Below are 228 nucleotides of genomic sequence, written 5' to 3' on the forward strand. Positions count from 1 at the left end.
TTTTGAAAGGACGTGTGCTTATGAAAATCTCTACCAAAGGACGTTATGCTTTGCGGCTGATGCTTGACCTGGCTTACAATCATACCGGCAGCTTCATCCCCATTAAAAATATCTCCCAGCGGCAGGATATTTCCGACAAATATCTGGAACAGATCATTACCCAGCTGAGCCGCGCCGGACTTGTCAAAAGCGCCCGCGGCGCCCAGGGCGGCTATATGCTTGCCAAAG

General features: G+C 50.4%; 1 protein-coding gene. It reads left to right on the forward strand.

Annotation, left to right across the window (positions count from 1 at the left end; genetic code table 11):
* Window positions 1-20: 20 nt before the first annotated feature.
* A partial coding sequence (locus tag HJV72_RS18975) for an RrF2 family transcriptional regulator (RefSeq protein WP_208073422.1) occupies window positions 21-228 on the forward strand: 208 nt, incomplete at its 3' end.

It is taken from the genome of Extibacter sp. GGCC_0201 (assembly GCF_017566055.1).
Classification (GTDB): domain Bacteria; phylum Bacillota; class Clostridia; order Lachnospirales; family Lachnospiraceae; genus Extibacter.